The organism is Bacteroidia bacterium (assembly GCA_025056095.1).
GTDB lineage: Bacteria > Bacteroidota > Bacteroidia > JANWVE01 > JANWVE01 > JANWVE01.
In genome coordinates this window covers 1-7,933 of the sequence record JANWVW010000128.1, presented here as the reverse complement: position 1 = coordinate 7,933, position 7,933 = coordinate 1, and the positions used below count along the sequence as shown (strand labels likewise).

Below are 7,933 nucleotides of genomic sequence, written 5' to 3'. Positions count from 1 at the left end.
GCGAAGCACCGAAGCGTGAGCGTAGCCCGAAGCACGCCGACCTTGCCCACACAAGCGCAAGCGAAGTGTGGGCAAGGACACGCCCAAAAAAATAAAATCTTCTATTAAGCAAGCCTCTTACCTTCAATCCACACTTGCTCTATTAAATTATCCCCAAAATGATAAGGAATAGCCGCTAAGCTTTGACAAGGTTTAGTTACCACAAAATTAGCAGGACCATTCGGACATAATTTTCCATAGCCCAAATGAGAAATTTCCATCGCATAAGCCCCATTTAGCGTACAAGCCGTCAGAGCTTCTTCTGGCAGAATATGCATTTGAATGCAAGCCAAACTTATTACAAAAGACATATTCCCCGAAGGCGAAGAACCAGGGTTATAGTCGCTAGCCAATGCTACACACAGACCTTTGTCTATCATACGTCGCGCATCAGGATATTTTAGTCCAAGAAAAAAAGCCGTACTGGGCAATAAAGTAGCTACGGTATCAGAATGTAGCAGACACTCCAACTCCTGCTCTGTTGTATGCTCTAAATGGTCTACAGAAATAGCTTTATACTTGACACCTACTTGTACTCCTCCCGAGTTAGATAATTCATTAGCGTGAATTTTAGGTTTTAGACCGTATTTTGCACCTGCTTCAAGAATGAGGTCTGTTTCCTGCGCAGTAAAAAAACCTTCATCACAAAAAACATCAATGTAGTCAGCTAACTTCTCTTCGGCAATGTTAGGCAACATTTCTTCTATAATCAGCCGAATATAAGCTTGACGGTTATTTTTGTAGGCTGAGGGAATAGCATGGGCACCTAAAAAAGTAGCTTTAACAGGAATTTCTACCGATTCTTTAAGCATGGCAATGACCCTTAGCATTTTAAGCTCACTTTCTACGGTTAATCCATATCCTGATTTAATTTCTACTGCTCCTGTACCTCGGGCTATCATACTTTGTAAACGCTGCAAAGCTTCTTGGTATAACACTTTTTCCGAAGTGTTCTGCAAAGCAGCAGCAGAATTAAGTATCCCTCCTCCCTTAGCGGCAATTTCTTGGTAAGTTAATCCTTGTATCTTATAGACAAATTCTTGTTCTCTTGTACCTGCATACACAATATGGGTATGGCTATCGCAAAAGGTAGGAAAAACAATTTTACCTGTTACATCTACAACTTCCTCAAATTCGTTCATTTGCAAATCCTGCATTGTGCCGTATTCAACTACTTTATTTTTGTGTATTCTTAGGTAAGCATTTTCTATTTGCTTGGGTTCTTGCATAGATATACCTTTTTTGTAGTAGGTATCCGTATCGGCAACGGTGTATAGCTTTTTAATGTTGGTAAATACCTTGTACATATACACAAAGATACAACAGGGATACGGATTATTTGGCTTTTTTAGTTACAAGCTAAAAACAATTTACTCAACCTAAGATAAGATTGAAAAATTTGTTTTTGAGCTTCGTAGGTACTTTATTTAGGAATTTCTAGAGGTTTGACGGGGTTGATTCCTCCGAAGCGGCGCTCTCTTTTTTGATAAATTTCAATAGCTTGAATTAAATCAGCTTTGCGAATGTCGGGCCAAAGTTTTTCTAAAATGACAATTTCTGCGTAAGCAATCTGCCAAAGCATAAAATTACTAATGCGGTATTCCCCACTGGTGCGAATAAGTAGTTCAGGGTCAGGCATACCTGCGGTTTCTAAATACTTTTCTAAGATACTTGCGGTAAAGTTTTTCATATCTTCGCCTGCTGCGGCAGCTCTTTTTACGGCTTCTACAATCTCCCATCGGCTGCCATAGCTTAGAGCAAGATTGAGCTGCATCCGAGTATTATTTTTAGTAATTTCTATGGCTTGACTTAATTCTTTTTGACATTCTATAGGTAGGCTTTTTAAGTCTCCTATGGCATGCAAACGAATATTGTTATCTACTAAGGTTTTTGTTTCTTGGCGTATCGTTTTGATCAAAAGATCCATCAAAGCATCTACTTCTGTCTTAGGTCTTGACCAATTTTCTGTGGAAAAAGCATACAAGGTTAGGTATTTTACTCCAAGTTCAGCACAAAGCTCTGAAACTTCTCGCACAGGCGTAACGCCTGCTGAGTGTCCAAAGACTCTTAGCTTTCCTCTGCCTTTTGCCCACCTACCATTACCATCCATGATAATCGCAATATGCTGCGGCAGGGCGCTCAAGTTAATACTGGGATATGAAGACATCGTATCTATCTAATTAAGCGTTTTGCAAAAATACAAAATAAGCGTGAGTTTTGGTAAGATTTGTTACCGATAGAACTTTGCTACCGCTATACTTGTTCATTTTTCAAACTACGATTTGGAAATTCTACTGTGAAGGTAGTACCTTGTAGATATGTAGAACGAACAGAAATTTTACCTTCTAGCTTTTCTAAAACTTGCTTAACAATATATAAACCTAAACCTGTACCTGGTGCCTTTTCTGTACCTCGAAAGAACATGTCAAAAATTTTATTTAAGTGTTTTTCTTCTATACCTATACCATTATCTGTAATTTCAATTTTGACCTGGTCGGGGTCAATTTGCATTTCTAATTTTATCCAACACTTAGCTTTTTGGGCATCATGATAATAAAAAGCATTGTTTAATAGGTTTTGTAATATCATTTTGAGGCGAGTTTTATCTGTGTAAAAAATGGCATTTTCTTGAACAGCTACAGTAAATTGAATGTGTTGGAAGGAAGGGGCTTGTATAAAAGGCTGCGCAACTTCTTGAATAAATTGCCGTACATTTTCGATAGGTTCATATACCACAGGTAAACGTGAGTTACGAGTGTGCATTAGAATTTCCTGAATGAAATCATCTAACTTGATAAGACTTTTTTCCATCATTTGAAGGTATTCTTGCATTTTTTCCAATTGATATTCTTCTTTGGCTAAATAAATCAAACCCAAAGTAGAACTGATAGGCGCTCTCAAATCATGGCTAACTCGATACGCAAACTGATCTAATTCTGCATTTAAGTCCTTGAGTACCTTATTATGAGATTGGAGTTCAGTCGCAAAATCAATAAGCTTTTGTTCAGTTTGACGTGTCATTTTAATCATTTCCCACACAAAAAAAATGTTTAGCAAATTACACAGAATAAAATTCATATTTTTGAGAATATTCGCTTCTTCGATTGTAGGCTTTTGAACCTTGTAAAAAGGTATTTCTACATAGTAAGTTAAAAATGCAAAAAATATCGTAAAACAAAAATGAAACAGTATTTTCAAAGGATGTTTGTTATCTAGTAGTAAGCCAATTGCTAAAAACATACTTGTGTAAAAAATGCTCATAAAAGCTTCTCTACCTACCAGCCAAACGCCTATACCTATTGCGAGATTAAGAAAAATTATGTATAGCTCCGTTACCTCCTCACGATAAATTTTGAGATTGACTAAAAAAATAATACTCATTATCACACAGAGGGACAAAGCTACGCTAACACCTAAATGAATACGGTGATAAAGTGCAATTATGGCACTTATTGCGGTAATAACCATCCCTGCAAGCGTGAAGTAATGTATAAATTTTCTTTTGCGATTTTTCTTTTGTTCAGTAATAATTTCAAAATAAGATGGTTCAGTCATAGTAAAAATTTTGCAAAAATTCTAAAATTTGTTTCATACAATGCATTTCTAGCTTAACGTATAAAAATCCTGTTTTTCAGTGGCATGCAGCCGAATAATTCCCATACTAACCATGGTAACCAATATTTGAGAAGCTTTTCTGCGAGGAATATTGAGTAATTCGCAAAAACCTTTCAAAGTAATTTTTTCATGTTTAGAGAGATACTCTAATAGTCCTTGCTCTAAGTGAGTATATTGCATTGTAATAGGTTTTTTACGCTTTTCTGTTTTGAGTACGGCAATTACTTCCCTACTGGCTAAAACAGACTTATCCTTGACGCGTATGTAGACCCATTTTTTACCTTGTTCATCTTGGGCATAGTGGGGTTTCTCGGGACTATTCGGTACAATAACTTCCACAATAGTTATTTTACCAATTTCATGTTCTATCAATTCTATCGGTACAGGGGGAAAGCAAAAAAATTGAGCCGCGCTTTGTACCATGTAGCCTTCTTCTTCTGACTTGATTCCAGATAAGGTTTTGTTGTCGTTCACTCCTATTAAGATGCTACCTCCTTTCGTGTTAGCAAAGGCTACAATGGTTTTAGCAATTTTATGCACGCTCGAAATAGTTTTCTTAAAATCTAAAACCTCACTTTCTCCCTCTAATATACGTTTTAACAAGGGATGATAGGTTTTCATGTTTCAAAGATAAAGAATATGTACTGTATAGCCAACCACTAGGCTATATTTTTTTAGCATATTTTTGTGGCATGAATACAGTAAAGTAGCTAGAAAGATATATAACCGTGAGTTTTGCATGTGAGTAATTGAATTGTTTTTATTTTATAGGAAGTTATTGAAAACTGAATAAAAAATATATCCATTGGCTTATCTGAATATGCATGGATTGTGTGTAAAAATACATACCTAATCTATCGTCAAGCTGCGTACAAAGGAAGCTACTCTATGATGATTTCCAAATAGGATACTTTTCTACACTAGGCTTGCGTAAAAAATGGCTGTATGCCAGAATCCCCTGCCAATGTATGTACTATTTGACGGGGCTTCTGTGGCGGGTATAATCTATATCACACTGTGTCATGAGAGTATCAAAGATGCCCTCTATCATGCATCGCTTACTTAAATAATGCCGCTCATATTCCCTTGAGCATTTTACTTTTCATGTTTTTACAGGGTTTGGTTAATAGAGTTGATTATCTGCTACATTACTAGGGGTGAGTTTGACCCCTACCACATCTCCCATATCACTGACAACCAAAAATAGTTTTAGTCCATAGAATCAGCCCGTGCTTGATTTTCCACGTCCTGCTATTGTCTTAAATACCTTATGACTTTTTATACGTAGGTTGTTACAAACAGGCAGTTTTTACTGTCAGCATAATGTATCCCTTCTAATGCTTTACGGTTACGAATACAGAGATAATATACGAAGGTGGTCGTGTGTCTTAATACTCTTGGTATCAACTGTATAAACCGTTCATAACTGCATACATTCGGAAAAGCAGGAATGCAATAACTCCATTTCTAACTACACACTTGTAGTAGTATCTGAAATTTTTGTGTCCGTAGTAGCTACAATGATATACTACCAGTATAGTGATGATTTCACTGTGCGTTAAACACGGTTTTTTTACTCTGATTATTTTGCATATTCGTGCTTTGTAAAGTGTGGGTAGCGTTATATGCAATCTAAGGCTTTACAAAAACCGCATAAACAGACCGATGATAACAATTTTATTATCATAAGAGCAACTTTATTGCCTTTTTTATCCAAATCTTATCTCATTTTATTGCTATCTATAATCCCAAACTTTTTTACAATCCAAAACTCACGTTATTCTTTATTTCTTTTTGGCGTGCCCCTTGCTGACGCAAGGGTCGGGGCATTCCGCACTACGCTTCGCTTCGGTGCTTCGCTAACGCTTCGCACTGCCTATCGGCATGCTCCATGCCCCTCACGCAATTGACCTGTGCAATTATGTCTTTACCTTGTTTGAGCTTGAAGTACAATCACTTACAAACTAAAACTTTGCATAAACAAAGAATGAAAAACCAAAAATACTCTACAAGCCCATTTTACTATAATGTTTAGAACAATAACATTTAATCATTGAAAAAGTATGTGTTTCGTTAGGATTGAAAAAATTCAATTTTATTTATGCAACTTACAATTTTGAATATTGGCTTTTGGGCTTTTTTATGGCTATTTTTGACCTTTATCTTATTGAAAATCAGCGCTTACAGCTGTGGTCTGCGCTGTAAACGCAGATACAAAATTAAAAAAATGTAGCCAATTTACAACACAAACATCAATTGCTATTTGTACCTTAAGTTTCGTCTGAATTGCATAAACCTTGCAGTCTTAACTACATACCTCATCAATCTTGTCTTTTTGAGATTAGATACGTAAATCCCTGTGAAAATCAATATAATACCTACGGCGTGCGCCCATATAAAAGGTTCATTATCTAATATTCCCCAAAAAATAGATACTATCGGCATGAGGTAAGTAATACTACTTGAAAAAACAGCATTAGAAATAGAAAGTAAGTAATTGAACAAAATCAAAGCGATAGCACTACCTACTATCGCCAATATAGCAATGTAAATAAAAGCTACTTGCCCTTTGGGCTGTTGCAAGTGTTCCCATACAGGTGTTTTGAGCATTAAATAGCTTGCACTTAAAATAGATGCAACACTTAGTGTAACCGAAGCTAAAGCAATTGGCTTAATATCTGTGAGGTAATGATGAATAATTTGTACATTCAAAGCTCCCATGAATGCTGTAATCAGGACTAGCCCACTGTACATCCAATCATACTCGCTGCCCATTTTTTGGGAAAAATATAGCATAACAATGCATCCTAAAAGTCCGATTAAAATTCCGTACCACTGTGTTTTATGGGTTTTGTCTTTGAAAAGTACTGCCCCAATAATGATAATAAACAGTGGAGAAAGTGCGTTCAAAATACCTGTCATTCCCCCACCAATGTGCGCTTGGGATTTAGCAAATAATAAATTAGGAATAAGTGTTCCTATGGCAATAGAAATAAATAAAGGTTTTATATGTTGCTTTTTTATACTTCTGATATGATATAAAGCAAAAGGTAGTAATACTATCCCTGCTAGTGCAGAGCGCATCAGTCCTACCTCTACGTAAGTAAAACCTTCTAAACCTCTCTTCATCAACATATAAGAACTTCCCCAAATAATAGAAAGCAGTACTAACAAAAACCATTTCATACCGATGGCAAAATTATCAAAATTGATAACAAACAATGAGTCTTTTCTATTTTCCAACTGTTTTACTTTGAGTGTAAAAGTTAGGAACTAAATAATTTGTATTTTTACATAACTACTGATGAAAACTATCATTGTTACAGGAGCAAGCCGAGGTATAGGGCGAGAAGTCTGCATAAACCTTGCCGAAAAAGGCTATAAAGTGTTAGCCATTAGCCGAAAAATAGATAAACTTGAATCTATACAAAAAACTTTTCCAGAAAATCTTATCCCCATAGAGATAGATATTAGTCAGTTACCTGAAAACTGGGTAGAAAAAATTTTACAGCAGTCTGCTAAAATAGATGCCTTGCTGAATAATGCTGCGGTACTTGTTAACAAACCTTTCAAAGAAACTACGATAAATGAATGGGAATACATTTTTGAAGTAAATTTGTTTAGCGTAGTTAATCTTATACAGGGGTTATTACCGTATTTTGCTAAACCTGCACATATTGTTAATATCACAAGTATGGGCGGGTTTCAAGGTAGTGTAAAATTTGCGGGGTTATCTGCTTATAGTGCATCAAAAGCGGCTTTAGCTAATCTTACAGAGTGTCTTGCCGAAGAGCTTAAATATGAGAGTATTTATTGTAATGCATTAGCCTTGGGTGCTGTGCAAACCGAAATGCTGCAAGAAGCTTTTCCTAGCTATATAGCTCCTGTAAGCCCTGTAACTATGGCTGATTATATTGTTCATTTTATTTTACATGGATACAAAGTGATGAACGGTAAGGTGCTGCCTGTTTCTGTCAGTATTCCTTAGATACAAATTCTTGTGTAACTTTTGTTACATTTCATTGAAGAATTCAGGTCGTATAAAAAAGAAATTTATTGATTTACAATTAAAAACAGGTATTTATGGAGTTAAATTAGCACTATTTATGGTTTTAGACAAACCTATTTTTACTAAATTCGTAAAAGGAGTTAATTTTAGTTTAGTATTATGAGTACCAAAGTAGCTTCTATTATCCTGTTTTTTACACTATTCGTAAAACTGATTTCCTTTGCAGGGGAAGCTTCTACATTTTTCAAAATGTTTGTTCCGCCCAATGCA

6 protein-coding genes are annotated in these 7,933 nt (G+C 35.8%); 1 reads left to right on the top strand and 5 read right to left on the bottom strand.

Features of this window, described 5'->3' with window-relative positions:
• Positions 1–104: 104 nt before the first annotated feature.
• The 5 genes from hutI to NZ519_09590 all read right to left on the bottom strand — a co-directional run bounded on the left by hutI (position 105) and on the right by NZ519_09590 (position 6,840).
• Positions 105–1,346 (bottom strand): imidazolonepropionase, encoded by a 1,242-nt coding sequence (gene hutI / locus NZ519_09610; protein MCS7029010.1) that lies wholly within the window; start codon positions 1,344–1,346, stop codon positions 105–107.
• A 116-nt stretch (positions 1,347–1,462) separates the two neighbouring features.
• Entirely contained in the window at positions 1,463–2,206 is a 744-nt protein-coding gene (locus NZ519_09605; GenBank protein ID MCS7029009.1) for an isoprenyl transferase, read from the bottom strand.
• An 86-nt stretch (positions 2,207–2,292) separates the two neighbouring features.
• Positions 2,293–3,594, bottom strand: coding sequence for a HAMP domain-containing histidine kinase (locus NZ519_09600; GenBank protein MCS7029008.1), 1,302 nt, complete (start codon positions 3,592–3,594; stop codon positions 2,293–2,295).
• A 48-nt stretch (positions 3,595–3,642) separates the two neighbouring features.
• A complete protein-coding gene (locus tag NZ519_09595) occupies positions 3,643–4,275 on the bottom strand; it encodes a putative DNA binding domain-containing protein (protein MCS7029007.1) in 633 nt (210 codons plus the stop codon).
• Between the two features lie 1,638 nt (positions 4,276–5,913).
• Complete coding sequence (locus NZ519_09590) at positions 5,914–6,840, bottom strand: DMT family transporter (GenBank protein ID MCS7029006.1); 927 nt, start codon at positions 6,838–6,840, stop codon at positions 5,914–5,916.
• Positions 6,841–6,958: 118 nt separating this feature from the next.
• On the opposite strand from NZ519_09590, the gene NZ519_09585 reads away from it, so the two are divergent.
• Positions 6,959–7,642, top strand: coding sequence for an SDR family oxidoreductase (locus NZ519_09585; protein MCS7029005.1), 684 nt, complete (start codon positions 6,959–6,961; stop codon positions 7,640–7,642).
• Positions 7,643–7,933 lie beyond the last annotated feature (291 nt).